This is a genomic window from Streptomyces sp. NPDC017979 (genome assembly GCF_044328175.1).
Taxonomy (GTDB): Bacteria; Actinomycetota; Actinomycetes; order Streptomycetales; family Streptomycetaceae; genus Streptomyces.
The window spans coordinates 25,306-48,728 of sequence record NZ_JBIRGU010000020.1 but is presented as its reverse complement, the minus strand read 5'-3'; the positions used below and the strand labels follow the sequence as shown (position 1 = coordinate 48,728).

Sequence of the window (23,423 nt, the reverse complement as noted above, 5' to 3'; positions counted from 1 at the left end):
GGTTTCGCCGTGGCGGCACGCTTCGTCGCCACAGCCGACTTCGCCCCAGCGGACTTCGTCGTGGCCGCACGCTTCGTCGCCACAGCCGACTTCGCCCCAGCGGACTTCGTGGTGGCCGCACGCTTCGTCGCCACAGCCGACTTCGCCGCAGAGACAGGTTTCGCCGTGGCGGCACGCTTCGTCGCCACAGCCGACTTCGCCCCAGCGGACTTCGTCGTGGCCGCACGCTTCGTCGCCACAGCCGACTTCGCCGCAGAAGCGGGTTTCGTGGTGGCCGCACGCTTCGTCGCCACAGCCGACTTCGCCGTGGCGGCGCGCTTCGTCGGCGCGGCCGACTTCGCCGCAGAGGCGGGTTTCGTGGTGGTCATGCCGGCGCGACATCCAGATTCAGCATGCGCCGGAACGCCACCCGAGGCGCCCACGACGGACGGCGCACCAGAGCGAGTTCAGGCAGGCGCTCGATGAGTTGAAGGAGCAGGGTCTGGGCTTCGAGCCGGGCCAGCGGTGTCCCCAGGCAGTAGTGCATGCCGCCGCCGAAGGAGAGGTGGCCGGGCTTGCGCAGCGGGTCGAACCGATCGGGGTCGTGGTGCCTTAGCGGGTCGCGGTTGGCCGCGCCCACCATCATGTGCACCATCTCGTCCTTGCGGACCTCCGTGCCGCCGAGCAGCAGGTCCTCGCTGGCGATCCGGCTGACGATCGGGGCGGGCGCGTCGAAGCGCAGCGTCTCCTCGACGAAGCTCGCAGCCAACTCCGGCTCGGCGGCCAGCCTCCGCCACCACTCGGGGTGTTCGAGGAGTTGCAGGACCATCGTGGCGAGCAGCGCGGCCGTGGTGAGCAGCGCGGCGAGGAAGACGGAGAGCGTCAGGTAGTAGACCGCCTCGTCGGACTTGTCGCGATCGGTCTCCATGGTGTCCCAGGTGGCCAGCCACCGGGAGACGGGGTCGACGCCGGGCCTGGCCCGACGCTCGCGCACCAGGTTCCTGAAGTAGCTGCGCAGCTCCATGGTGGAGGCGTCGGACAGGGCGAGTTGGCCGGGGGTCGGGAACAGCTCCTGGGTGAAGACCTGGTCGTGGGTCAGCTCCCACAACCGGGGCAGGTCCGCCGAAGGCAGTGCGAGCCAAGCGCCGATGACGTTGATCGGCAGCCGCTCGCAGACCAGGTCGACGAGGTCGGCCTCGCCGTCCCGCACCTGCTCGACGACCGGGTCGAGGAGCCGGTTGGTGGCGCTGGTCACCGTCCGCTCCAGCTCGCGGACGGTGGTGCGGTCGAAGGAGCCGAAGGTGCGGCGCATCCGGGTGTGGTCGGGCGGGTTGAGCACGATGAGCGTGAAGCCCATCTCCGTCGACGAGGGCGTGTCCCAGCGCGTCCCGCCACCCCGGCGGCGTCGCCAGTGCCGGTCGGGTTCGAGCCACTCCCGCCCGCGCAGCATCTGGTCACACAGGTCGAACCCGGTGACCAGGTGCCCGCCCCACGGGGCCGGGAAGACCGGGCCCAGCGACTGGAGTTCCGCGTAGTACGGGAAGGGGTTGCTCTGTCCCTTGGGCGTCCTTAGTCGTGCGAAGTGCGAGATGACGTTTCGACGGCTGGCCTGGGAAGGGGCGGCGACCTTCACGGTGACGGATCCTTTCTTCAAAGTCAGCCGCCATACGTACCCTTCACATTGTTAAACCATCCGCCATCAGAGGACTACGGGACGTTACTTACGTCACTCTCCCCTCGTCCACGCCAGGAAGCGACTGAACAGACCGCCCTTGGGCTGGGGACGGGACGAAGTGTTCGTAGCAGATGTCGACTGAGGTATCGACGTGGCGTTGAGCGACGTGGTAGAGGAGCGCTCGGAAGCCTTGGGGGCGATGACCTTCGGGGTGAAGCGGACCGGCAGGGTCAGCAGGGTCCGGCTCCAGGGGATCGGCGCCCAGTTGAGGTCCTTGAAGGGGACGCGCACCTCGATGTCGGGGAGCCCGTTCAAGAGCGCCTCGACGGCCGCCACCGTGATCATGAAGGCCGGGTCCTTGGCGGGGCAGGCGTGCGGGCCCGCGCCGAACGCCAGATGGGCCTTGGCGCTGAGCTGTTCGCGGTGCGCGGTCAGCCGCGGGTCGGTGTTGGCCGCCGCGAAGGAGATGGTGATCGGGTCGTTGGCCCGGATCGTCCTGTTGCCGAGTTCGACGTCGTGCGTCGGGTAGTGCGTCGCGTAGTTGGCGATGGGCGCGTAGTTCCACAGCGTGTGGGAGACCGCGTCCTCGACGGGGAGGCCGGTCTGCCAGTCCTCGGAGAGGTACAGCGCGCTGCTGGTGCCGATGCTGGCCGCCAGCGGCGCCGTGCCGCCGGAGAGGAGCACCACCAGTTGGTGCAGCACCTCCTCGTCGTTCAGCCCGGCGGAGTGCTCCATCAGACGGGTGGTCAGGTCGTCGCCGGGCTTGCGCCGCTTCAGCTCGATGAGGTCCGCGATCGCCCCGCCGAGCACCTTGTCGGCGTTGGGGGTGCCGTCGTAGATGCCGGAGACACCGGCGATGACCCGGTCGCCGATCTCCGGCGGGCAGCCGAAGAGCCCGCTGTAGACGAGGAGGGGCAGGGGACGGGCGTAGTCCGTCATCAACTCGGCCTGCCCGTGCGGCGCCGAGCCGAACTGGCCGATCAGGTAGGCGGCGGACTGCTGGGTCTGCCGCACGAGTTGGAGTTCGTTGACGGTGGCCAGGCTGTCGGTGATGGCCTGCCGCAGCCGGGCGTGCGCCGCACCGTCGGTGAACAGGGCGTTGGGCCGGTAGCCCATCATCGGCAGCGCCGGGCTGTCCTCCGCGATGCGCCCCTCGCTCAACGCGTTCCAGCGGCGCGAGTCGCGCACGAAGGAGGCGGGGTTCTGCAGGATGAACAGCGCCGCGTCGTAGCTGGTGACCAGTTCGACCTCGACGTCCGGGGCGATCTCGACGGGGGCGCTGGGGCCGGTCGCGCGCAGCGCGGCGTAGGTGCCCTCGGGGTCGGAGCCGAAGGCGGGCCCGAAGAGTGCGGTGTTGCCGTGCGCGGGGCAGCCGGCCGGCATCCCCGATTCGGAGTGCTGCATGCGGATCTCCTAGCCGATGAGCGAGAGAAGGTGGTTCACCAGGGTGATCAGTGCCTGCGCGGAGGACTGTTGGTCGCGTACGTCGCAGGTCACGACGGGTGTGTCCGCGCTGAGGTTGAGCGCCTCACGCACCTCGTCGAGCGGGTAGGCCGGGGACTGCTGGAAGTGGTTGACGCCGATGGCGTACGTCAGCCCGAAGCTCTCGACGAGGTCCAGGACCGGGAACGACTCGGAGAGGCGCTCGGGGTCGACGAGGACGAGTGCGCCCAGGGCTCCGCGGGACAGCTCCTCCCACATCTCCTTGAAGCGCTCCTGACCGGGGGTGCCGAAGAGGTAGAGCACCACCTGATCGCTCAGGGTGAGCCGGCCGAAGTCCATGGCCACGGTGGTGGTGGTCTTGTCCGGCGTGCCCGACAGGTCGTCGTAGCCCTCACTGGCCTCGGTGATCTCCTCTTCGGTCTGAAGGGGTTCGATCTCCGAGATGCTGCCGATGCAGGTGGTCTTGCCGACCCCGAAGTGTCCCACCACGAGGATCTTCACCGCGGTGGAGACGCCTGGATCCAGGTACACGAATCACGCTCCGAATCGGGATTTCAGGCCATCGAGCACGGCGCTGAGCAGTTCTCTGTCGGCGCGCTCGGCGCGCGGGACAGGCTCGCGCACGAAGATGAGGCCGCCCTCCTCCAACTGCGCGAGCAGGATGCGCACGATGCCCAGGGGCAGGTGCGTGTGGCCGGCCACCTCGGCCACGGAGAGGTAGCCGTCGGCTATCAGCTCCATGACGACGCGCGCTTCCGGGGACAGGGTCCGTGCCGCGGCCACGCTCTCGTCCTGGGCACAGACGAGGGTGGTGCGTTCGTACTCGTGATCCGGGGGCAGGGACCGCCCGTTGGTGATCACGAAGAGCGGAACCAACGAGGACGTCAGTTCCAGCTCGCGTTCGTGGTCGTCATGCATGGTCGCCCCCCACTCGTGCGTGACCGGGGTTGAGCCGCGGCACCACGCCGTGCAGACGGGTGCTGAAGTCCTCGATGTCGGCGTCCCGGTCGGCCGCCGCGGCCAGGAAGGCGCCGCGTCCGGCGGCGATCAGGAAGATCCAGCCGTGCTCGAACTCGATGACCGTCTGGCGCCACTCGGACTCCGCCGCGACACCGGCGAACGGAGAGGTGACGCGACTGTAGGCGTGGATGCCGGTCATCGCGGCGGCGATGGTGTCCGCCAGGTCCCGGCTCAGGCCGGAGGTCGCCCCGCGGGGCAGTCCGTCCCCGCCGAGCAGTACGGCGTGCCGGGCGCCGTGCACCTCGGAGACGACCTCGTCGAGCACGTCCAGGACGAACCCGGCGCCGGGCGTGGACGTCGTGCGGTCGCGGGCGGCGTCGCCGTTGCCCGCCTTGCCGACGTCGACCCGCGGCGGCGAGGTCAGGTTGTCCCCGAGCCGGGCGACGAGGCGGTGCATGCGGAAGGAGATCTGCTGCATGTCGACTTCGGGCGCCGCCGCGGCGGCCAGGTAGGCGCCCTGGCCCGCGCCGATCAGGAAGATCCAGCCGTGCTCGAACTCGATGATCGTCTGGCCCCACTGCCGGGCCTCCGCGTCACCGGCGAAGTGCGCGATGGCGCGGCTGAGGGACTGCATGCCCGCCATGGCGGCGGAGATGGTGCGCACGTCCTTCGCCGGCAGGCCCTCCGTCGCGCCGCGCGGAAGACCGTCGGCCGAGAGCAGGACCGCGTGCCGCGCCTTGGGCACGTTGCGCACGATGTCCTCAAGCATCCACGACAGATCTGGGCTCATGTGTCTTCGGACCCTTCGAACGGCGGGGAGTCCAAGTTGCGGCCGGAGATGGTGCCCCGCTGGAAGGCGCCCAGGCTGCGGCCGGTGGCGCGGGCGGCCTCGTCGGGGGTGCGGGACGCGGGCCGGGCCGTGCGCTGGGAGACGTTCACCAGGGGGGTCTGCCGGCTGCCGCGCTTGGGCAGGCCGTGCACGGTGCGCCCGGAGTTCTGCGACCGGCCCTCGGCCTGTCGGATGTCCCGTACGGGCGCCTCCTCCACGATCGGTGCCTCTTCCATGGTCCACAGCTCCTCGGGCAGCAGCACCACGGCGCGCACGCCGCCGTAGCGCGAGACGCCGGTGACGTCGACCTTGAATCCGTACTGGCTGGCCAGCAGGCCGATGACGGGGAAGCCGAACTTCGGCTGGTTGCCCAGCTGCGACAGCCGGGGGCTGACCTCGCCGGACAGCAGCGCGGTCGCCTTCTGCCGCTCCTCGTCGTTCATGCTGACGCCGGCGTCGTCGATGACGATGCACAGGTTGTTCTGGACGTGCTGGAACGTGACCTCGATCGGGGCGTCGCTCTGCGAGAAGCTGGCGGCGTTGTCGAGGAGTTCGGCGACGGCCAGCGCCACCGGCGAGACCGCGGACGCCTTCAGGGCGAAGCCGGTCTGCTGCATGATCTCGACCCGGCGGAAGTTGCGGATCTGCCCCTGCGCGCTGCGCACCACGTCGTAGACGCTCGCGGGGCGGCTGCGGCGCCCGATCGGCGCGCCGCACATCACGGCGATGCCCTGCGCCTTGCGCGCCATCTGGGCGTTGGCGTGGTTGACCTCCAGGAGGTCACCGAGCACGGAGTGTCCACCGTACTTGCGCTGGATCTCCTCCAGCAGCGCCATCTGTTCGGCGGCGAGGGACTGCAGGAAGCGGGCCGCACCCTTGAGGACCGCCTTCGTGCTGTCCTCTGACGACTCCTCAGCCGCCCGTACGGTGCTGTCCTGTTCGTCCTTGAACCGCCGAAGCTCCGACTGACTCACGGCCAGTTGGCCCTCCGAGGTCCGCAACTGCTGCCCCAGCGCGGCCTCGACCTCTCGTCTCTTAGCTCCCAGAGCTCTGTTGCGGCCGACGAGCAACACGACCGCAACGACGGCTATCGCCGCCACGACAACCAGGCACCATATGAGTGCGTCCTGATTCACGGCATACCTTTCCCGGCGCATGACCTAAAGACATCCACGGATACACCTCAAGAGGGTCCGCAACCAGGCCCGCTCCCCCGCGTCAACTACGCATTTTCGTGCCTGAGTTGTGAGATTCATGATCGCGGATTCGGGAATGCTATCACCGCGCCTTCCCCCCTGGGACCTGCACTTTTGCCCTCCCATGGGCGTCAATAGGGCCTCTGTACGGATATCTCTCCTGACAGGTGGTCAAAGGGAGCAAGTCACCCGACGGCGGTTTCGCCGGGACGGCCGGGCCCCGAGCCGAGGGGGCATGAAGGGTACGGATTTCGCCATGGCCCACCACCCTGTGTGAGGGCGCGGGCACGGACACCGACTGGCGCGCGGGGCCGCGCAGAGAGACGGTGTCGAATGTGGCACCCCAGCAGCAGGCCCCCGACCGCCGGGCGCGGGACGTGCACACCCGGGTGACGGTGCTGGTCGCGCTGGGCGCCAACGTGCTGATCGCCGCCGCCAAGACCACCGCTGGCCTGCTGACGGCCTCCCCCGCGCTGCTGTCCGAAGCCGCGCACTCGATCGCCGACAGCCTCAACGAGGTCTTCCTGCTGATCGCCGTGCGCCGCAGCCGACGCCCCGCGGATGCCCGCCACCCCTTCGGCTACGGCAAGGAGCGGTACTTCTGGGCCCTGCTGGCCGCCGTCGGGATCTTCGTCCTGGGCGGCTCCTTCTCCGTCTACCAAGGGCTGCACGCCCTGCGCACCGGCGGCCAGGAGTCCCACGAGGGCTACGTCGTCGGGCTCGCGGTCCTCGCGGTGTCCCTGTTGGCGGAGGGCGGCTCCCTGCTGCGCGCCCTGCACCAGGCGCGCCGCCAGCGCGGGCGGGTGCGGGACCCCGCGCTGCGCACCGTGATCGCCGAGGACTCCACCGCCGTCCTCGGCGTCGTGCTCGCCATGGCCGGCATGGTGCTGCACCTGGTCACCGGGCAGGTGGCCTGGGAGGCCGCGGCGTCCCTCAGCATCGGCCTGCTGCTGATCTACGTGGCCTACCGGCTCGCCCGGGAAGCCCGTGACCGGCTGATCGGCGAGGCCGTGGACCCCGAACTCAGCGATCGGATCGGCGCCCTCCTCGCGTCGCAGCAGGAGATCGACAACGTCGCGTCCCTGCTGACGATGCGGCTCGGCATGGACTCGGTGCTGGTGGCCGCCCGCATCGACCTCGCGCCCGGGATCGACAGCGAGGAGGTCGAGCTGGCCTGCGTACGGATCAAGCAGCGGATCCACGAGCAGTGGCCGCAGGCCGACCACGTGTTCCTCGACATCACCGAGGCACCGGCGGCGGGGAGCGCCCGCGAGTGAGGCGGCAGTCCGCGCCCCGCGCGAGCCTTCGAAAAACTGATGCTGACCCCCGGAAGTATCCGCTTTCGTCTCCCCCGGCCCGGGGCTGAGGATGGCTGCGAGTCCGACCCCGTGGAGGAACCATGTCGTCCGCCATCTCTGCGGACCTGCTGCCCGACACCGCGCAGGACGGCCCCTCGGGGCTGTCCGTCGGCGGTGTTCCGCTCGTCGAGCTGGGCCGCAGGTTCGGGACACCGCTGTTCGTGTACGACGAGGAGCACCTGCGGCAGCGCTGCCGGGAGGCGGTCGCCGCCTTCGGCGCCGGGAACGTGGCGTACGCGTCCAAGGCGTTCCTGTGCACCGCCATGGCGCGACTCGCCCACGAAGAGGGGCTGCTGCTCGACGTCGCGTCGGGCGGGGAGCTACGGGTCGCGCTGCACGCGGGCGTGCCCGGCGAGCGGATCGTGCTGCACGGCAACAACAAGGACGAACACGAACTGCGCACCGCGATCGGCGCCGGGGTGCGGCACGTCGTCGTCGACAGCTTCGACGAGCTGGACCGGATCGAGCGGCTGCACGCCACGGGCGGGCTCGCGCCCGTGCCGGTGGTGCTGCGGGTGGCACCGGGCGTCGCCGCCGGTGCCCACCAGGCGATCCGCACCGGCGGCACCGACTCCAAGTTCGGCTTCGGGCTCGCCGACGGAGCCGCCGCGGCGGCGGTGCGCCGGGCCGCCGACTCCCCCGCGACGGCGCTGGAGGGCGTCCACGCCCACGTGGGCTCCCAGGTGCTGGACGCGGCCGAGTTGGCCGACGGCGCCCGGGCCGTCGCACGGTTCGCCGTGGAGACGGGGGTGCGCGGGCTGACCGTGGGCGGTGGCCTCGGCGTGGCCTACGAGGCGGGCCAGCGCGTGCCGTCGTTCGCCGAGTGGGCCGCCCGGGTGCGGGCCGCGGCCCGGGAAGCCGGCTGGCGGGGCGAGGTGACCGTGGAGCCGGGGCGGTCCATCACCGCACGCGCCGGTCTGACGCTGTACCGGGTGGGCACGATCAAGCGGATCGAGGGCGTGCGGACGTACGTGAGCGTCGACGGCGGAATGAGCGACAACCTCCGCCCCGCCCTGTACGCCAGCCGGTACGAGGCGTTCCTGCCGCGCGCGCCGCACGCCGCACGCCCGCTGCGCGCCCGGGTGGTCGGCAAGCACTGCGAGAGCGGTGACGTGATCATCGACGACGCCGAGCTCCCGGCCGACCTGCGGGTGTCCGACCTGTTGGCGACGCCGGTGACCGGGGCGTACGGCTACGCCATGGCGTCCAACTACAACAAGCTGCCGCGCCCCGCCGTGGTCTTCGTCCGCGACGGCGACGCCCGGCTGGTCGTGCGGCGGGAGACCGAAGAGGACCTGCTGCGCCTGGACGTGGCACCGGGCCCGGGCGACCGCCCGGCCGAACTGGTCACGGCCCGCGGTGCGGTCTGAGGGCCGCGAGGGCGTGTCGGCGGGGTCCCGCGCACTTTCCCTGCGTCTCTTGACGTAGCCGCCGTTTCCCTTGGGGAGCGTTGGTCTCCACCGGCCGGTGGTGGGCTGTTCGCGCAGTTCCGCCCCCTGCGCCCTGCGGGCACGGGGGGACCCCCAGCGCCCCCAACCCCCTGCCCTCAGCCCGCAGACAGATGGCGGGGGAAGCGAAGCAGGGGCGCGGGGAACTGCGCGACAAGCCACAGAGCAGCCGCAGACGCCATACCGCAGCACGCCGCACGGCGAAACCGTGCCAGCCAAGGCGCGGCACTGCCGCACGGGGCCTCGTGGGACTCTGCGGACACGGCCTAAGGGAGTTCCGCCCCGACTCGGCACGATCCGCCCGAACCGTTCTAACCTGACGCGATGCTGAACAGTGCTCGTCTGCTCGTCCTGCTGGAGATCGCCCGCAGGGGCACCATCGTGGCGGCGGCCGGGGAGCTGCACTTGAGCCCCTCGGCGGTCTCCCATCAACTCGCCCGGCTGGAGCAGGAGGTCGGGGTCGCGCTCGTGGAGCGCGGCCCGCAGAGCCTGCGGCTGACGCCGGCTGGCCGGCGGCTGGCCGAGCACGCCCAGGCCATCGCCGATCTGATGGCGGTGGCGCGGGACGACCTGCGCGAGCACTCCCGCGGCGAGGCCGGGGTGCTGCGCCTCGGGTTCTTCGCCTCCGCGGGCCTGGAGCTGCTGCCCCGGGCCCTGTCGGCGTTCGCCGTGGACCGGCCCCATGTGGAGCTGGAACTGATCCTCGGGCAGCCGCACGAGTTGGTGCCCGACCTGGAGGCCGGCGCGCTGGACGCGGTGGTCGTCTTCGAGCACCCGTTGGACCCGTGGTGTCGGCAGGCGTCGGTCGACGTGGAGATGTTCTTCGACGAGCCGCAGTTGGTCGTGGTGCCGCTGCGGCACCGGCTGGGGCGGCGCTCGGTGGTCCGACTGGCCGCGCTGGAGGGCGAGAGCTGGATCGGCACCCGCGGCGGCCACACCGGCGAGCCGGTGTTGGAGCGCGCCTGCGCCGCGGAGGGCTTCCTGCCCCGGGTCCGCTGCCGCAGCGACCACTACCAGGTGACCATCAACCTGGCCCGCGCGGGCATGGGCATCGCCCTGGTACCGGCGCTGGGGCTCGGGGACACCGCGGGCGTACACGTCTGTCGCCTGGACCATCCGCAGTTGCACCGCAGGATCGGCGTCGCCACCCGCCGTACGAACGAGAACCCGCTGCTCCGCGCCTTCCTGGCCGACCTGCGGTCGGCGGCGGAGGAGGTCGGGGCGCTGCTCGGCGCGCAGTGGACGTGACCGCGACGACCGGTCCGGGAGGCCCGGACCGGTCGTCGAGCCGTCAGTCCTCCTGGCGCGGGGCCCGGCCCGCGTAGTCGGCGAGGGTGCGGCCGACGTCGCGGATGGCGTGCACCGCGGCCCGTTCCGTGCTGTCGCCGAGCGCGGTGTCCCAGTGCGCGACGACGGCGTACGCGACCCGGCGTTCGCCGATGAGGATCCCCGCGTCCGCGCGGACCCCGGTGTCGGTGCCGGTCTTGTTGGCCACGAGCCGGCCGCCGGGCAGCGGTTCGGGGAAGCAGGTCGCGTACGGGTCGTGCGCGACGAGCGCGGGGACCAGGCCGTGGTCGGTGTTGGACCGCATCCAGTGCAGCAGCCGCCGCGAGGCGCCCGGCGAGGTCATGGTGGACCGGGCGGCGTGGGCGACGAGTTCGGCGAGCGAGCGAGCGGTGCCGGTGGCGAAGACGGGCGGGTCGCCCGGGCCGCGCTCGTCGCGCACGCGGTCGTGCAGGGTCAGCCCGCTGACCCCGAGGTCCGCGGCGAGCGCGGCGGTGGCGTCCAGCCCCACCAGTCGCAGCAGCGCGTTCGTCGCGGTGTTGTCGCTGACGGACGCCGTGAGCCAACACAGGTCCGCCACGCTCCAGCCGCTTCGACCGAGCCGGCACAGCAGCCCGGTTCCGTGCGCCACGTCCGCCGCCGTGACGGCGACCGGCTGCCCGGCGCTCAGTTCCCCGCTCTCCAGCCGGCGGGCGACCTCGGCGAGCAGCAGCAGCTTGGACGCGGAGGCCACCGGCAGCACGACGGTGTCGTCGACGCCGACGCTCCGGCCGTCGTCCACGTCGATCGCGGCGACGGCGAGGACCAGCGGCAGCGCGGTGGCGCGTCGGGCCGCCGCCGCCACTCGGGCCAGCGTCACGGCACCCTCACCACCCGTCCCGCGCGTTCTGCGGTCGGCCGGCCGTCGCGGACGGCGACCAGTCCGGCCACCACCACCGCGTCGACGCCGTCGGGCGCGCGCAGCGGTTGGTCGAAGGTCGCGGCGTCCCGCACGGCGTCCGGGTCGATGACGACCAGGTCGGCGTGGGCGCCGTCGTGGACGGTGCCGCGGCCGGTGAGGCCGAAGCGCCGCGCGGGCAGCCCGGTCATCTTGTGCACGGCGCTCTCCAGGGTGAACAGGTCCTGGTCTCGACCGTAGTGCCCGAGGACCCGGGCGAAGCTGCCGGCCCACCGCGGGTGGGGGCGACCTGGCTTGGGCACCCCGTCCGAGCCGATCATCGACAGCGGGCTGGCGAGCACCCGGCGGACGTCGTCCTCCCGCATGGAGTGGCTGATGATGGTCACCGCGCCGTGCTCCGCGAGCAGCAGGTCGCAGACGTAGTCGACCGGGTCGACGCCGCCGGTCTGCGCCAGGTCGGCGATGCGGTGGCCCTCGGCCCGGGGGTGGTGCGGGGCGGCGGCGACGGAGATGAGGTCCCAGCCGCCGTTGCCGACGGTGTTCTCCCAGCCGTCGACGCCGTCGGCGATGGATGCGCGGATGCGGTTGCGCACCTCGGGGTCCGGCAGCCGTTCGAGCAGGGCGCCGATGCCTCCCTCGTTCGCCCAGGGCGGCAGCAGGGCGTGCAGGACGGTGCTGCCGGCCGTGTAGGGGTAGACGTCGCACAGGACGTCGACGCCCTCGGCCCGCGCGCGCTCCAGTCGGGGCAGGGTGCGCAGGGTGGCGCCCCAGGCGTGGCGGCCGGCGGTCTTGTGGTGCGAGACCTGGAGCGGGGCGCCGGAGCGGCGGGCGATCTCCAGGGCCTCGTCGAGCGCGGCTTCGACCTGGGACATCTCGTCGCGCAGATGGGTCACGTACGGCTTGCCGTGCCGGGCCGCGACTTCGGCGAGCGCCACGAGTTCGTCGGTGGCCGCGTATCCGCCGGGCGGGTAGATCAGCCCGGTGGACAGTCCGGCGGCGCCTTGGGTCAGGGCACGGTCCAGCAGCGCGCACATGGTGCGCAGTTCGTCGGGGGTGGCGGGGCGGTCGTCGAAGCCCAGCACGCCGGCGCGCAGGGTGCCGTGGCCGACGAGCGAGGCGATGTGGGTGCGGCGCAGCGCGGGGTCCTGGCCCGCGGCGAAGCCGTCGAAGTCCTCGGCGGGCGGTACGTCGCCGAGTCCGAAGGTCACCCGTACGTGCTCGGCGAGCCCGGGCAGCCGCTCGGGGAGCGCGGGGAAGAGGCTGCTGCCGCAGTTGCCGCTGATCTCGGTGGTCACGCCCTGGAGCAGCGGCGCGAGGCGCAGTTCCTCGATCGCCGCTTCGTCCGGGCCGCCGTCGTGGCGGGCGGCCAGGGCGTCGGAGTGGGTGTGGACGTCGATGAAGCCGGGGGTGACGACCCGGTCGGTGGCGTCGACGGTCTCCGCGGCGGCCTGTCGCCCGCCGGGCGGCAGGACGGTGATCCGCCCGTCGGTGACGGCGACGTCGGCCTTGCGGCGGGGCGCGCCCGTTCCGTCGACGAGGGTGCCGCCGCGCAGGAGGAGGTCGTGGACGGGGCCGGCCATCACAGCACCGTCGACAGGAAGGCCCGCGTGCGGTCGTGCCGCGGGTCGTTGAACACCTGGTCCGGGTGGCCCTCTTCGACGGCGGCGCCCTGGTCGAGGAAGAGGACGCGGTCGGCGATCTCGCGGGCGAAGCCCATTTCGTGCGTGACCACGATCATCGTCATCCCGCTGCGGGCCAGGTCGCGCATGACGCCCAGCACCTCGCCGACGAGTTCGGGGTCGAGCGCCGACGTGGGTTCGTCGAAGAGCATCAGGGTGGGGTCCATGGCCAGCGCCCGGGCGATCGCGACGCGCTGTTGTTGGCCGCCGGAGAGCTGGCTCGGATAGTGCTGCGCGCGGTCGGCGAGCCCGACGCGGTCGAGCAGTTCGCGGGCCCGGCGCTCCGCGTCGGCCCGCGGTCGCCCCTTGACGACGAGGGGGCCCTCCATCACGTTCTGCACCGCGGTGCGGTGCGGGAAGAGGTGGAAGCGCTGGAAGACCATGCCGATCCGCTCGCGCTGTCTGCGCACGTCGCGCGGCCGGCGTTCGCGCAGCACCGCCCGGGAGGTGCCGTGCTGCTCGTAGCCGACGAGTTCGCCGTCGACCCAGATGCGGCCGGCGTCGATCTTCTCCAGGTGGTTGAAGCACCGCAGCAGGGTGGACTTGCCGGAGCCGGAGGGGCCGATGACGCAGAGCACCTCGCCGGTGGCCACGTCGACGTCGATGCCCTTGAGCACCTCGGTGTCGCCGAACCGCTTCCGCACCCCGCGGGCGCTGAGGACGATGTCGTTCACGCTGTGGCTCCCTTGCCGGTGCGGCCGGGTACGAGGTTGGTCAGCACCCGGCGGCGCACGGGCGTCGCGCCGGGGTGGTAGTGCCGCTCGATGAAGTGCTGGGCGACGCTGGCGAGCGTGGTGAGGACGAGGTACCAGATGGACGCCACCATCAGCAGGGCGATGACTTCGAAGTTCGCCAGGTACAGGTGTTGGGAGACGGTCATCAGGTCCGAGCCGGCGATCACCGACACCAGGGAGGTGGTCTTCAGCATGGAGATGAACTGGTTGCCGAAGGGCGGGATGATCACCCGCATCGCCTGCGGGAGCACGACCCGGGTGAGGATCCGGCGGTTGGACATGCCGATGGACTGGCCGGCTTCGCGCTGTCCCGGGTCCACGCTCTGGATTCCGGCGCGCACGATCTCCGCCATGTAGGCGCCCTCGTTGATGGAGAGGCCGAGGAGGGCGGCGACGAAGCCGGTGATGACCGCGTTGGTCTGCCACTCGACGAGCTTGGGGCCGTCGAAGGGGACGCCGATGCCGATCACCGGGAACAGCAGTGCCAGGTTGAACCAGAAGATGAGCTGGACCAGGAGCGGCGTGCCGCGGAAGAACCAGGTGTAGGCGCTGGCGATCAGCCGCAGCACCGGGCTCTCGGAGAGTTGCATCACCGCGATGAGCACGCCGATCGCGATGCCGACGGCCATGGAGATCAGGGTGAGCTGGACGGTCACCCACAGGCCCTTGAGGATGCGGTCGTCGAATTGGTAGTCGACGACGACGTCCCAGTGGAGGTTGGGGTTGACGATGATCGTGTACGCCAGCCAGGTGGCGAAGAACAGGGCGGCGAGGACGGCCAGCCAGCGCCCGGGACGGGGGCGGGCGGTCACCTTGAGCGTGAGCTCGTCCGCCGGCGGCTTCGCGTCGGGCAGGGGTGCCGGGGCGGGCGCTGAACCCTTCAAGGAACCCTTTGAAGGAACGTTTTTGCCGAGGTGGGACATGATCGCGCTCCCTCTCCTCAGGCGCCGTCGTTGACGGTGGCCTTGGGCACGGCGCTGCCGCCGACTCCGTAGGAGTCGAGGATCTTCCGGTAGCCGCCGTCGTCGATCAGCTTCTGGAGCGCCGCTTGGACGGCGTCCCGCAGCCCGCTGCGGTCCTTCGCCACGGCGATGCCCCAGGGCGCTGCGCCGTACTGGGTCGGCAGCGCCTCGTACGTCCCCTTCTCCTTCGCGAACAGCGCGGCCACCGGATAGTCCACGATGGTTGCGACCGCGCGTCCGCTGTCGAGCTGGAGCAGCCCGGTAGGGGCGTCCTCGCTCTGCGAGATCCGCATCTTCTCGGCGCACTTCGCGTTCTGCTTCTGGCCGATGTCGAGGTTGGAGCTGCCCTTGGCGAGGACGACCGACTTGCCGCAGAGGTCATCGAGGGTCTTGATGCCCTCGGGGTTGCCCTTCTTCGTCATGATCACGCCGCCGGTGCGGAAGTAGTCGACGAAGTCCACCGCCTGACGGCGCTCGGGGCTGTCCGTCATGGACGACATGACCAGGTCGAACCGGCCGGACTTCAGTCCGGGGATCAGCCCGTCGAACGCGGCGTTGGTGAGTTCGAGCTTGAGTCCGAGCTCGTCGGCGACGGCCCGGGCGAGGTCGGGGTCGACCCCGGTCAGCTCGGTCGTGCCCGGCTTGTACATCTCCATCGGCGGATAGCCGACGGCGGTGGCGACGCGCAGCACGCCCTTCTTCTTGACGTCCGGCGGCAGCAGGTCGGTGGCGCTCTTGCCCGCAACGGCGGGCCCTCCTGCACTGGAGGTGCTGCCCTGGTCGGAGCGTCCGCAAGAGACGGTCACGAGAGCGGCGATGGCCAGGACCGCGAGGGAGCGGGCGCGTCTCCGGATTGCCATGGGTACTCCTCGTTCATGCCGCGCGTCGCGCCATGCGTGTCTCCACGCCTGGTGACGTGCTGGGTGAGGTGACGGGTGACGTCGTGACGACGTGCGCAGATGCTGGCAGTCGGGTGGCTCGAAACGGAAGATGATGAAGCCATTCACGGCTGAGCATCGAAATCGGTACGGCTCGCGCGCCGTCACCTCACCGGGCAGACGGGACTGTGCAGGCGAGAGCTACGGCGTCGCGCGGCGCAGTTCCTTCGCGAGCCGGCTGATCGCCGAGGGGTTGCGCGGGCTCTCCACGAGGTCGACGTAGTCCAGGACGACGAAGCGTTCGTTCTTGATCGCGGAGACCCGGGCGAGCGGGGCGTACGACAGCAGGAACCGCTTCTTCTCCTCGGCGCTGACGTTGCCGTAGTTGTTGATGACGATCACCTCCGGGTCGCGCTCCACGACGGTCTCCCAGCCGACCGCGGTCCAGCTGTCCTTCAGGTCCTTCATCACGTGGTCGCCGCCGGCCCTGGTGATGATGTCGTGCGGGCCGGCGTAGGCGCCGGAGGTGAAGGGCCGGTCGCGGCCGTCGTCGTAGAGGAAGACCCGGGGGCGGTCGGCGCCGCGGGGCGCCGCGGCCTCGACGTCAGCGACCTCCTTGCGGAACGTCGCCACCAGTTCCTTCGCGCGGTCCTCGACGTCGAAGACCTTCCCCAGGTTCAGCAGGTCGGTGTAGAGCGCCTCCAGCGGCGGCATCACGCCCCGGGCCTTGGTGCGTCCGCTGCGGCACGACTCGCTCAGGACGTACGAGTCGACGCCGAGCTTCTTCAGCTTCGCCGGGGTGAAGCCCTCGCCCTCGTCGAAGCCGTAGTTCCAGCCGGCGAACACCAGGTCGGCCTTGGCGTCCAGCACCAGCTCGGTGTTGATCCGCTTCTTGGACAGCCAGGTGGTGCGCTCGTAGCCGTCCTTCCAGGGGACCTGGTGCACCGAACCCTTGTTGTCCGGCATGACGTAGCCGGCCATCCGCTCCTCCAGGCCGAGCGCGAACATGATCTCGGTGATGCCGACGTCGTTGGTGACGACCCGCTCGGGGGCCTTGGCGAAGGTGCGGCGCTCGCCGCAGTTCTCCACGGTGACCGGGTAGTGGTCCCGTGCCGCGGCGTCCCGGTCCTCCTGACTCTTCTCGACGGTGGCACCGCAGCCGCTGAGGAGCGCGACGGTCGTCAGCAGCAGCGCCGGGGTGCGCAGGGCACGGGGCAGGAACAGCACGGTGGGGTCTCCTTTGTGCGGGTGGGGAGGGGGCGCGGGTGTCAGGGGGTGGGGCCGTCGCTCGGCAGCCGGTCGAAGAGGAGCTGCATCGCGCCCGAAGCGGGGTGGCGGACCCGGTGGGCCCGGACGCCGAAGACCTCCGCGAGCAGGTCGTCGGTCAGCACCTTCGGGGGCGGTCCGTCGGCGACGATCCGGCCGCGCTCGATCACGTACAGCACGTCGCAGTACGCCGCCGCGAGATTCAGGTCGTGCAGGGCGGTGAGCACGGTCAGCCCGCTGGCGCGCACCAGCGGCAGGACCTCCAACTGCTGGGCGATGTCCAGGTGGTTGGTGGGCTCGTCGAGGACGAGGACGCGGGGCCGTTGGGCCAGCGCCCGGGCGATGAGCACCCGCTGCTTCTCTCCCCCGGACAGGGACAGGAAGCCGCGGTCCGCCAGATGGGCGGCGCCCACCGCGTCCAGCGCCGCGCGGCAGGCCGCCCGGTCGTCGGCGGTGGTCCTGGCCGCGGCGCGCTGGTGCGGCAGCCGGCCCATGGCCACCACTTCCCCGGCGGTGAAGTCGAACTCCCCGACGGTCTCCTGAGGGAGCGCGGCCACCCGCCGCGCCCCCTCGCGCTGGCTGAGGGCGTGCAGGTCGTCACCGTCCAGCCGGACGGTGCCGGCGGACGGGCGCAAGGCACGGTAGGCACAGCGCAGCAGGGTGGACTTGCCGCTGCCGTTGGGGCCGACGAGGCCCACCAGCCGGCCGCTCCCGGCGTGCAGGGAGACGTCCTTCACCAGGCGGGCTCCGTGCACGGTCACGGTCAGGTCGTCGATGTCCACGTTCATGCCCGGCCTCCGAACGCATAGCCGCGGCGGCGCATCAGCACCACGAAGCACGGGACGCCGATCACCGCGGTCAGCACGCCCACCGGGAGTTCGGTGGGGGCGAGCAGCACCCGGGACAGGACGTCCACCCAGACCAGGAGGACCGCGCCCATCAGCGGGGCGAGGAGGAGGACCTTGCGGTGGTCGGCGCCGACGAGCATCCGTACGGCGTGCGGAACCATCAGTCCGACGAAGCCGATGGCGCCGCTGACCGCGACCACCGCGCCGGTCACCGCTGCGCAGACGACGAAGAGCTCCCGGCGCAGCCGGTCGGCGTCGACGCCGAGCGCGGCACAGGTCTCGTCCCCCATGGCGAGGGCGTTCAGCCGGCGGGCGGAGAGCCCGAGGTGGACGAGTCCGGCGAGGACGGCGCAGGCGGCGATGGGCACGGCGTCCCAGTTGGCGCCCCCGAGGCTGCCCAGCAGCCACATCATGGCGGAGCGGGCGGCTTCGCCGTGTTCGGCGGCGAAGACCATGAAGGTGGTGATGGCGGAGAACCCGTAGTACATGGCGGTGCCGGTCAGCACGAGCCGGACGGGGGTGAGCCCTTGGGCGCTGCCGGCGATCGCGTACACCAGGGCCATCGCCAGCAGGGCCGAGACGAAGGCGGCGCCGGACAGGGCCCAGACGCCGAGGGCACCGAAGGCGCCGAAGATCATGACGGCGTTCGCGCCGACGGCGGCACCGGAGGATATGCCGAGGACGAAGGGGTCGGCGAGGGCGTTGCGCACCATGGCCTGGACGGCGACGCCGATCGCGGAGAGGCCGGCGCCGACCACGGCGGCCAACACGGCGCGCGGAAAGCGCAGTTCCCAGACGATGGTGTACTCGGCGACCCGGTCGGCGGGGATGGTGCCACCGGTCAGCCCGGCCCACAGGTGGGACAGGGCCCGGCCCCAGCCGATGCCGGACGCCCCGATGGCGACGGCGCAGACCACGGAGAGCGGCAGGGCGAGGGCGAAGACCGACAGCAGGGGCAGCAGCGGCATCCGCCGTCCCGCCGTCGGTGCGCCCTCGGGGCCCGGGGGCCCGTCGTCGCGTTCGGTCGGCGGCGGGGCCGGAGTCCGTTCGGTGCGTACGGCCACGAGCGGAGCCTCTTTCGGCTCGGGCCGTGCACCCCGGAGGAGCGGCACGGGCAGCCGGGCCGGCCATCCTCTCGCAGTCCACGGCGAGTTGACAGGATCGAGTGCCGCCGTGGGTAATCGGGCTCACGCCGTCCCGGGCCGGGACGGCGTCCACCGTTGCGGGTCAGCGCCGGATTTCGACCGGACTTCCCCCACAGGGCGCAGGAAGCGTAACCCGTCGGCGCGCCGGGTGACTTCGGCGTCCGCGATCGGGGCCCGGGCGGGCGAACGGCGACTCCCCCGTGGTCGGCCACGGGGGAGTCAGTCGAGTTCGGGGCGGACCCCGTCTGCGCACCGGTGTTCGGCGCTAGGCTCCGATGTCGCGTTGCCGGGCGCGCACCAGGCCCGCGGCCGTCAGCACGGCACCGATCAGCAGCAGCCACACCAGCGGACCGGCCGTCACGTCGCCGCCGGGCACCCGGGGCACGTGCGTGAACGGCGAGACGTCCAGCAGGCTCTGGTCGAACTCCAGCGCCTGGCCGAACTGGCCGAGCATGAAGCAGACCGCCAGCGCACCCCAGCCGGCCACCGCGGTCAGCCGGGGCAGGAGGCCGAACAGGGCCACGGTGAGACCGGTCAGGATCCACACCGCGGGGAGCTGGATCATCGCGCCGCCGAGGGTGGACGAGACCTGTCCGCCGACGTCCGAGACGTTCGCGCCGTGCACGACTCCCGCGGCGAGTCCCGCCACGGCGAGCGCCGCTGCGGGCCCGACGAGGGCGAACACCAAGTGGGAGACGACCCACGGGACCCGGCTGGCGCCCGTGGCGAGGAGGTACTCGCCCCGTGCGGACTCCTCCTCGCGGCGCAGTCGCAGCACCGCCTGGACTCCGTAGCCGGCGGCGATCAGCCCCACGAGGCTCATCATGGACGCGATGTAGGAGTCGACCAGGCCCTGGTCCCCGCCGATCCGGGCGAAGACCTTCTGGGCCTCCTCGTTGTCCTTCAGCAGGTCGCCGACGCCTTCGGCCATGCCGCCGAAGACCGCGCCGATGATCACGAAGGCGACCAGCCAGCCCACCAGCAGCGACCGGTGCAGATGCCAGGCGAGCCCCAGCGGACCCCGTAGGCCCGGTGCCGCTTCCGCGCGGCCGAGCCGGGCGGCCACCAGGCCGGCGCCCACGTCGCGCCGCGCGGAGACCGCCATCGCGACGCCCAGCACCACCGCGGTGAAGAGCGCGAAGACCAGTAGCACCCACCAGCGGTTGTCCCCGAAGGCGCTCAGCTCCGTACGCCAGCCGAGCGGTGACAACCAGTTGAGCCAGTTCAGCCCGCTGTCCTCGCCGCTGGTGTCGGCGGAGAGCCGGATCAGCAAGAACGCGCCCATGGCGCCGATGGCGATGCCGCGGGCCGTTCCCGCGTTCTCCGTGACCTGTGCCGCCAGGGCGCCGATGGCCGCGAAGGCGCACCCCACGGCGGTGAATCCCAGGCCCAGCAGGTACGCACCCGAGCCGGGCAGGTCCCGGCTGAGGGCGGCACCCATCAGCAGCCCCACCACGAGGTTGGCGACGACGGTCACCAGCACCGCGGCGGTGAGCGGGGCGTGCCGTCCGCAGACCCCGGCGCTGAGCAACTCGCGCCGGCCCGCCTGCTCTTCGGTGCGGGTGTGCCGGATCACCGTCAGCAGGCTGACGAGCGCGACGAAGAGGGTGACCGCACCCAGCCGCTGAGAGACGATCCCGCCCACGCCGACGTCTTGGAGCGGTCCGTACAGCGCGAGGAACGTGGGGTTGGTGCCGCTGGTGTTCGCGTACTCCTCGCGGTCGGCCGCGGTGGGGTACTGGTCCTGGTAGGTGGTGGCGAAGCTCGATGCGATCAGCACGATCCACAGCATCCACGCCAGCATCAACCACCGGTCGCGGCGCAGGATCAGCCGGACCAGCCTGCCCGTACCGACGAACGCGGTCACCTCGCCGCCCCCACGCCCACGCCCTCGTTGCCGCCGCCGTCCCGGGCGGTGGCGTAGTGCCGCAGGAAGAGGTCCTCCAGCGTCGGCGGCTGGCTCACCAGGCTCCGCAGCTCCAGCGAGACCAGGTAGTCCAGCACTCCGCCCAGCATGTCGGTGTCCACCTCGCACCGCACGCGGTCACCGTCGAGCTGTAGCCCGTGCACCCCTGCCAGGCCCTCCAGCCCCTCGGGCGGCTGGCGCACCACGGCGTCGATGGACGTGCGCGTCAGGTGCCGCATCTCCGCCAGCGTCCCGCTCTCCACCCGGCGCCCGGCGCGGATGATGCTCACCCGTTCGCACAGCACCTCGACCTCCGAGAGGATGTGGCTGGAGAGCAGCACCGTGCGGCCCGCGTCGCGCGCCTCGATGACGCACTGCCGGAACACCTCTTCCATCAGGGGGTCCAGGCCGGACGTCGGCTCGTCCAGGAGCAGCAGGTCGGCGTCGGAGGCGAGGGCCGCGACCAGGGCGACCTTCTGCCGGTTGCCCTTGGAGTAGGTGCGCGCCTTCTTCTTCGGATCGAGTTGGAACCGGTCGAGCAGCTCCGTCTTGCGCGCCTTGTTCAGGCCGCCGCGCATCCGGCCTAAGAGGTCGATGACCTCACCGCCGGAGAGACCCGGCCACAGGTTGACGTCGCCGGGGACGTAGGCGATGCGCCGGTGCAGCTGCGTCGCGTCCGCCCACGGGTCACCACCCAGCAGCCGTACTTCGCCGGCGTCGGCGCGCATCAGCCCCAGCAGGATCCTGATCGTGGTCGACTTGCCCGCGCCGTTGGGCCCGAGGAAGCCGTGGACCTCGCCGGTGGCCACGCTCAAGTCGAGGCCGTCCAGCGCGCGGGTCGGGCCGAACTGCTTCACCAGCCCGGTCACCGCAATGGCATCAGACATGGCAGCGTCCTTCTGTCATGGAGGGTGTCTTCCTTGTACTCGTCATTCGTGTTCACCAAGGGGAACGTGGTTACGCATGGAGACGTGATGTCGCATGGGAACGGGGTTTCACAGGGGGACGGGGTCGCCGTCCTGGTCGGCGGAGGGCTGACCGGGTGAGAGGGACCGCTCGACCACGGCGCCCGGGCCTTCGGCCAGGGCCTCTTCGGCGGACGCCGCGTACTCCGGGCTGACCAGGCGGTGGGAGAACAGGTCGAGCATGGCGAGGGCGATCTTCCGGTCCCCCTCCGTGGAGAAGATGTCCACGCCCATCGTCCGGGAGACGTGTTCGTGGAACGCGGCGATGCCCAGGGACTGCACCACCATCAGCGCGGCCCGGGTCTCCCGGTCCACCCGGGGCGGATCCGTCCGTTCGGCGTCGGCGAGCGCCAGCCACCGGCTGACCATCTGCACCATTCCGTCGAACATGGGGGCCGCGACCGACGAATCGTCCCGCAGGGCGTTGACCAGGTACCGCTGGATGGGGTCCAGCGCGTGCCGGTCCGCTAGACCGACCGGAACGTGGCCCGGCTGCTGCTCCCGCTCCTGGGTCGCCTGGTCGTTGAAGCGGTTGAGGGCTTCGAGGACGTATGCGTCGCAGGCGTCCCGCAGGCCCTCCTTCGACCCGAAGTGGTGCCGGACGAGCCCCGGGGACACGCCCGCGGTGCGGGCGATGTCACGGATCGTCGCCTTGGCGAACCCGGACTCGGTGAAGTGCTTCAGCGCGGCGTCCCTTATGCGGGCGCGGGCCGTCAGGTCCTCCGGTTCCGGTGCCGGTCTGCCGATCCTGCGCTGGGTACGGCGCTCGGCGGCATCATCCCGTGCTCCCTTCATTCGATGCTCCCACTCACGCGTATTGCTCGCTGTACGGCTGGATCGCCTGCTGCACAGCGGTACAGGCGACTGTACTCATGTATAGCCGACGCACAAGCCGGACGACGCGTCAAAACGCCGCTAAGAACGCGGCGGAGAGCACGAGCTCGACGCCGATCGGGCACAAGACGCGCAGCGGGGGCGAGAGGACCGGCCGCGACCTGGGACTTTAGCGATCCGTTGCCGCGGCTTCGGGGGGCCCTAACGGGGGCTGGCTAGACAGGTGCGTCATGCCGCGCGCAGTCCAGCGCCCATTTGGAGGAACGCGATGACGTCCCCGTCAACTCCGCTGCCGACCAGCGACCAGGTGACCGACTACTACAGCGCGTTGGGTCCGCTGTTGCGGATGGCGTGGGGCGACAACCTCCACTTCGGCTATTGGGAGGGTGTGTCGGATCGGAGTTCGCCGCAGGAGGCGACGGATCGGTTCACGGATGTGTTGACGGATCGGCTGGGTGTCGAAGCCGGGTGCCGTGTGTTGGATGCGGGGTGTGGGATCGGTAGTCCTGCGGTGCGGGTGGCGTCGTTGACGGGTGCTGAGGTGTGGGGGGTGACGATTAGTCAGCAGCAGGTGGATCAGGCGGTGGAGTTGGCGGAGCGTGCGGGGTTGTCGGGGCGGGTGCGGTTCGCGTTGCGGGACGCGATGGATACGGGGTACGAGGACGGGTCGTTCGATGCGGTGTTGGCGTTCGAGTCGATCGTGCACATGGATCGTCCGCGGGCGTTGCGGGAGTGGAAGCGGGTCCTCAAGCCCGGCGGCCGCATCGTCCTCACCGACACCTTCCCCCTGGACGGGGCCGCCCGGCGGCCCGGTGACACGGTCGGCGACGTCGCCTCGATGGCGACGCTGGAGGAGTACCCGCGCCTGCTCGCCGACGCCGGTCTGGAACCGGTCGAGCTGACGGACGTCACCGAGCACACCAAGTTCACCTTCACCCGGGTGCTCGACGGCATCCTGCGGTGCCGCAAGGACTTCGAGCGGGAGCACGGCATGACCGTCGAAGAGGTGCTGGACGCGATGAAGCCCGCGCACCCCCAGGCGTCCCAGAGCGCCGGTTTCGGTGCGCCCCCGCAGGTCGGCTGCCTCATCGCGGTCGCCCGGAAGCCGGCGTCGGCCGACGCCGGCCCGCGCTAGG

22 protein-coding genes and 1 riboswitch are annotated in these 23,423 nt (G+C 71.4%); of the genes, 4 read left to right on the top strand and 18 right to left on the bottom strand.

From position 1 onward, the window contains the following. The 7 genes from ACH4E8_RS33350 to ACH4E8_RS33320 form a co-directional block, all read right to left on the bottom strand. Window positions 1–381: hypothetical protein (locus ACH4E8_RS33350; RefSeq protein WP_398455310.1), on the bottom strand; the 381-nt coding region annotated here is incomplete at its 3' end. Then, window positions 365–1,612, bottom strand: coding sequence for a cytochrome P450 (locus tag ACH4E8_RS33345; protein ID WP_398455309.1), 1,248 nt, complete (start codon window positions 1,610–1,612; stop codon window positions 365–367). The genes ACH4E8_RS33345 and ACH4E8_RS33350, both read right to left, overlap by 17 nt. Window positions 1,613–1,705: 93 nt before the next feature. Beyond that, the gene (locus tag ACH4E8_RS33340; protein ID WP_398455308.1) at window positions 1,706–3,058 is read right to left on the bottom strand and encodes a cytochrome P450; all 1,353 of its coding nucleotides are present in this window, start codon (window positions 3,056–3,058) and stop codon (window positions 1,706–1,708) included. 9 nt (window positions 3,059–3,067) lie between these two features. After that, window positions 3,068–3,628, bottom strand: coding sequence for a GTP-binding protein (locus ACH4E8_RS33335; RefSeq protein ID WP_398455307.1), 561 nt, complete (start codon window positions 3,626–3,628; stop codon window positions 3,068–3,070). A 3-nt stretch (window positions 3,629–3,631) separates the two neighbouring features. Beyond that, a complete protein-coding gene (locus ACH4E8_RS33330) occupies window positions 3,632–4,015 on the bottom strand; it encodes a DUF742 domain-containing protein (protein ID WP_398455306.1) in 384 nt (127 codons plus the stop codon). Next, window positions 4,008–4,847: a roadblock/LC7 domain-containing protein gene (locus tag ACH4E8_RS33325; RefSeq protein ID WP_398455305.1), complete on the bottom strand. Its 840-nt coding sequence runs from the start codon at window positions 4,845–4,847 to the stop codon at window positions 4,008–4,010. The genes ACH4E8_RS33330 and ACH4E8_RS33325 overlap by 8 nt, the downstream gene beginning before the upstream one ends. Continuing rightward, window positions 4,844–6,022, bottom strand: a complete 1,179-nt coding sequence (locus tag ACH4E8_RS33320) for an ATP-binding protein (protein ID WP_398455304.1) — start codon at window positions 6,020–6,022, stop codon at window positions 4,844–4,846. Before ACH4E8_RS33320 ends, ACH4E8_RS33325 begins: the two co-directional genes overlap by 4 nt. 395 nt (window positions 6,023–6,417) lie before the next feature. Between ACH4E8_RS33320 and ACH4E8_RS33315 the strand changes: the two genes are divergently transcribed. The 3 genes from ACH4E8_RS33315 to ACH4E8_RS33305 all read left to right on the top strand — a co-directional run bounded on the left by ACH4E8_RS33315 (window position 6,418) and on the right by ACH4E8_RS33305 (window position 10,136). Next, window positions 6,418–7,359, top strand: coding sequence for a cation diffusion facilitator family transporter (locus ACH4E8_RS33315; protein WP_398455303.1), 942 nt, complete (start codon window positions 6,418–6,420; stop codon window positions 7,357–7,359). A gap of 122 nt (window positions 7,360–7,481) precedes the next feature. Continuing rightward, a complete protein-coding gene (gene lysA / locus ACH4E8_RS33310; protein WP_398455302.1) occupies window positions 7,482–8,810 on the top strand; it encodes a diaminopimelate decarboxylase in 1,329 nt (442 codons plus the stop codon). Window positions 8,811–9,212: 402 nt separating this feature from the next. Beyond that, window positions 9,213–10,136 carry a LysR family transcriptional regulator gene (locus ACH4E8_RS33305; protein WP_398455301.1) on the top strand — a complete coding sequence of 308 codons (924 nt, stop codon included), beginning with the start codon at window positions 9,213–9,215 and terminating at the stop codon, window positions 10,134–10,136. Between the two features lie 43 nt (window positions 10,137–10,179). On the opposite strand, the gene ACH4E8_RS33300 is transcribed toward ACH4E8_RS33305, so the two are convergent. From ACH4E8_RS33300 to ACH4E8_RS33250, 11 genes are all read right to left on the bottom strand, one after another. Further along, window positions 10,180–11,031, bottom strand: a complete 852-nt coding sequence (locus tag ACH4E8_RS33300; RefSeq protein ID WP_398455300.1) for a serine hydrolase — start codon at window positions 11,029–11,031, stop codon at window positions 10,180–10,182. Beyond that, the gene (locus tag ACH4E8_RS33295) at window positions 11,028–12,650 is read right to left on the bottom strand and encodes an amidohydrolase family protein (RefSeq protein WP_398455299.1); all 1,623 of its coding nucleotides are present in this window, start codon (window positions 12,648–12,650) and stop codon (window positions 11,028–11,030) included. Before ACH4E8_RS33295 ends, ACH4E8_RS33300 begins: the two co-directional genes overlap by 4 nt. Beyond that, window positions 12,650–13,423 carry an amino acid ABC transporter ATP-binding protein gene (locus tag ACH4E8_RS33290; protein WP_398455298.1) on the bottom strand — a complete coding sequence of 258 codons (774 nt, stop codon included), beginning with the start codon at window positions 13,421–13,423 and terminating at the stop codon, window positions 12,650–12,652. The genes ACH4E8_RS33295 and ACH4E8_RS33290 overlap by 1 nt, the downstream gene beginning before the upstream one ends. Beyond that, entirely contained in the window at window positions 13,420–14,367 is a 948-nt protein-coding gene (locus tag ACH4E8_RS33285; protein WP_398455297.1) for an amino acid ABC transporter permease, read from the bottom strand. The genes ACH4E8_RS33290 and ACH4E8_RS33285 overlap by 4 nt, the downstream gene beginning before the upstream one ends. Window positions 14,368–14,423: 56 nt before the next feature. Beyond that, window positions 14,424–15,305, bottom strand: a complete 882-nt coding sequence (locus tag ACH4E8_RS33280; protein WP_398455296.1) for an ABC transporter substrate-binding protein — start codon at window positions 15,303–15,305, stop codon at window positions 14,424–14,426. Window positions 15,306–15,524: 219 nt separating this feature from the next. Further along, on the bottom strand, window positions 15,525–16,541 hold the full coding sequence (locus tag ACH4E8_RS33275; RefSeq protein WP_398455366.1) for an ABC transporter substrate-binding protein: 1,017 nt from the start codon (window positions 16,539–16,541) through the stop codon (window positions 15,525–15,527). A 50-nt stretch (window positions 16,542–16,591) separates the two neighbouring features. After that, on the bottom strand, window positions 16,592–17,377 hold the full coding sequence (locus tag ACH4E8_RS33270) for an ABC transporter ATP-binding protein (protein ID WP_398455295.1): 786 nt from the start codon (window positions 17,375–17,377) through the stop codon (window positions 16,592–16,594). After that, window positions 17,374–18,501, bottom strand: coding sequence for a FecCD family ABC transporter permease (locus tag ACH4E8_RS33265; RefSeq protein WP_398455294.1), 1,128 nt, complete (start codon window positions 18,499–18,501; stop codon window positions 17,374–17,376). The genes ACH4E8_RS33270 and ACH4E8_RS33265 overlap by 4 nt, the downstream gene beginning before the upstream one ends. A 111-nt stretch (window positions 18,502–18,612) precedes the next feature. Further along, window positions 18,613–18,693, bottom strand: a riboswitch (cobalamin riboswitch). A gap of 154 nt (window positions 18,694–18,847) precedes the next feature. Continuing rightward, complete coding sequence (locus ACH4E8_RS33260) at window positions 18,848–20,449, bottom strand: ABC transporter permease (RefSeq protein WP_398455293.1); 1,602 nt, start codon at window positions 20,447–20,449, stop codon at window positions 18,848–18,850. Then, window positions 20,446–21,375: an ATP-binding cassette domain-containing protein gene (locus ACH4E8_RS33255; RefSeq protein ID WP_398455292.1), complete on the bottom strand. Its 930-nt coding sequence runs from the start codon at window positions 21,373–21,375 to the stop codon at window positions 20,446–20,448. The genes ACH4E8_RS33260 and ACH4E8_RS33255 overlap by 4 nt, the downstream gene beginning before the upstream one ends. A gap of 108 nt (window positions 21,376–21,483) precedes the next feature. Beyond that, window positions 21,484–22,248, bottom strand: a complete 765-nt coding sequence (locus tag ACH4E8_RS33250; protein ID WP_398455291.1) for a TetR/AcrR family transcriptional regulator — start codon at window positions 22,246–22,248, stop codon at window positions 21,484–21,486. 307 nt (window positions 22,249–22,555) lie between these two features. On the opposite strand from ACH4E8_RS33250, the gene ACH4E8_RS33245 reads away from it, so the two are divergent. Then, a complete protein-coding gene (locus ACH4E8_RS33245; RefSeq protein ID WP_398455290.1) occupies window positions 22,556–23,422 on the top strand; it encodes an SAM-dependent methyltransferase in 867 nt (288 codons plus the stop codon). The last annotated feature ends 1 nt before the right edge of the window (window position 23,423 follow it).